Here is a 2,915-nt window from a genome sequence, read left to right on the forward strand (position 1 = left end):
AGGCACCACTCTTCAACCGTGAGCGGCAGAGCCGCCTGTGTGCAACGAAGTTGCCCGTGCCAAAAAGATCTTCTCTGGCACGGGAAGCCTAAAGGCTTCACACTGGTGCTTCGCACACACGATTTTGAAGAATAAAGTTCCCCAGCAAGGCATTGCCTGCCTGGCAGACAGGCAAATTGGCATATCTGCCCCCTGAAGGGTTACGATATTACTTAGCGGGGACAGTCCCCAGCCCTTTGTGCCATTAGTCATCACCGAGAACCCCCTGAATGGTTACCCTGCGTCAGTGACTTAATCCTGAAAACCTGTCATAACAAGTGAACTATGTGGGGACTTTACCCCATCAAATTTTAAAATATTTTCTCAGGATTCTGTTGATTTCCAGAGCCAAGCTTTCGGAAAACTTCAGTTCTATAGGCCCCTTCCTGTAGTCCTCGTGTTCTCCTTCAGCGGTCCTTCTTCTATCCTCCAGCTTTCTGATGTCTAAATCATATTGCTTCATATTCAGGACATCTTCATATAGCCTGTAAAGGCAAATAATCAAAAAAACCATTGCCCCACTAAGAATAATGCCAGTGATCAAAGTACTCATTAAATCATTTGTCATTTTTAATTATCCTTTAGCACAACAGCGAAACTTATAGATTGACCTCCGGGGACCGGCTCTTTTGCCGCCGAGATTTTGGAGCATGGCAGGTTGTCAACCAGCAAAAGTGCCTGTCCCCAATTGAGACAGGTTATAAAATGTTATAAGTTTCACTGTAGTGTCAGTTGATGTTATGTAACCATTCAGGGGATGCCGCAATCGTAAACCATGTCACCATTCAGGTATCTGTTTATCGATTTTAAGGAAAGCAGCGGACAGGCAAATCCGGGACCCACTTGAGCATCATTTTGTGCTCAAAAATACTGTAACAGTTTAGCCCTTTTTTAAGGAAAGCTAAACAGCTATCAGCTTCGTTTAAAAATGTATTCTAAAAACAAGTAACAGTTTAGCCATTTGCATATTGCACGGGGACTGGCTCTCCCAGCCCTTGTTTGATGAAGTCTGTTTTTGTACATCAGCGAGAAACAAGGGCTGGGGTGCCTGTCCCCTGCTTCCCTAAAAAAAGGGCTAAACTGTTACAAAAACAATTTCCTTGACTTGTTTTTAATATCAGCAAATATTTTAAGGATATTATTGATTTTTACCAAAGGGAGGTAGCGATATACAAAGTACTTATCATCAAGATCTACATATAATAATTTGTTTTCATGTTTTTGAAGATCTTGACAATAATTAAAGAAATTTTTCAACTCATTTTGACTGATATTATTATTATTCCATGATAATAATATTTTATAGAAATCATGCCAATGAATAAGTTTTTTATCTTTATACTTTGAACTGTATGTTTTGCATGTTTCTTTTGAGTTATTGATTGAATCTCCATTTAATAGTATTTTTTTCAATATAGAATGAGAATCGATAAAATATACTTGCTTAATGTCAAAATGTGCACTGTGAGATTTCTCTTCCATGCTGTTCCCCTTTTTTATATGTTTTGTCGAAACAGTTAAGATGCATCTGCAAAAAGTCGGAAAATGGTATCTGTTTAGCGCTTTTAAGGAAAGCAGGGGGCAGGCAACCCCGCACTTATTTTTCTGAAGGATGTTTGACGGCATTTTAAAAATAAGTGCGGGGAGAGCCAGTCCCCATGCCACATGCGTAAGCATTCAGGGGGTGACGGAATCACGCCTCTGGCGTGACCAGGGGGCAGTCCCCGCGACACCTATCCTGCATAAATAAAAAATGTCAAACCCGAGGTTATGGGAACCTGCACAGTTAGGCGTTTAGTGAAAATTTCAAACCAACATGTTGGTCGTTAAAAACGGTTCCTGGTTCTTCTTTCCTGGTTACCTCTCGTTCCCAGGCTGGAGCCTGGGAACGCTTAGTTCTTGCGGCAACAGCCGCTTCTCAAAAAATGTGGCTGGAGCCACAAAAAAGTGGTGTCCCCAGGCTGGAGCCTGGGAACAAGAAAATGTCCCCAGGCTGGAGCCTGGGAACAAGAAAGAAAATGCATGTTAGTGGGGACAGGCACTCCGGCACTTATTTTTTTGAACAAGAAACAAATTAGAAAAATAAGTGCCGGGAGAGCCAGTCCCCGTGCTCAACGCGTCCTGCAAGGGTTAACCGGCCAGGACAAAAATGATTTTCTCTTCATCAATCTCTTAATCCTGTTAATCCTGTCAAATAAGCTCTTTTCTTTATTGGGTTGCGGGCACAGGCCAGCGTTAGTACTCTTGCGTGGGACAGCCCCCAGACCATGTGCCGGCAATCAACACCGAGGGCCTCCTGAATGGTTACCCTCAAAATCTGGAAACTCTGGAGCAGGATTGCCCATCTATTTGATGTTATTTTTTCAATTTATTGCCTGCTTGTCAATTGGTAGCCTGCTGATCGCGTGCCGATTTTTTCAGATTTTTTTCAATGTGGTAATTCTCCAGGGTAACCATTCATGGGAGGCCGCAATCGGCCTGGGGACAGTCCCCGCGACACTAAAACCGTGTCACGGTTTTGGACAAGGCTGCCTTTTCATTTGTCACGAGAAACGAGTGACAAATGAAAAAAAATTATCCTGTCTTCCCTGGCGATCTTCGCGCCTTTGCGTGAGAAAAAATGGGTTGCGGGCAAAGCCCGTGTTAGTCACCCCAAGGGCGTGATCACCGAGGTACAGTCCCAATTCACGCCAGGCCGGTGCCAGTAATCACCATCTAGGACCCCCTGAATGGTTACTGAATTTCTATGCCTTCATTATCACTACAGCGAAACTTCTAAAATTTATAACCTGTCTCAATTGGGGACAGGCACTTTTGCCGTTTGAAAACTTGCAATTGAACAAAAAATCAGGCGGCAAAAGAGCCAGTCCCCGGAG

2 protein-coding genes are annotated in these 2,915 nt (G+C 43.4%); both read right to left on the bottom strand.

Translation table 11 applies throughout. The annotated features are described in order from the left end of the window. Window positions 1–343: 343 nt before the first annotated feature. Window positions 344–607 carry a hypothetical protein gene (locus tag QZP87_RS00905; RefSeq protein WP_291321044.1) on the bottom strand — a complete coding sequence of 88 codons (264 nt, stop codon included), beginning with the start codon at window positions 605–607 and terminating at the stop codon, window positions 344–346. Window positions 608–1,122: 515 nt separating this feature from the next. Beyond that, window positions 1,123–1,521 carry a hypothetical protein gene (locus QZP87_RS00910; protein ID WP_291321045.1) on the bottom strand — a complete coding sequence of 133 codons (399 nt, stop codon included), beginning with the start codon at window positions 1,519–1,521 and terminating at the stop codon, window positions 1,123–1,125. Between the last annotated feature and the right edge of the window lie 1,394 nt (window positions 1,522–2,915).

It is taken from the genome of Desulfonatronospira sp. (assembly GCA_003563255.1).
Taxonomy (GTDB): Bacteria; Desulfobacterota; Desulfovibrionia; order Desulfovibrionales; family Desulfonatronovibrionaceae; genus Desulfonatronospira.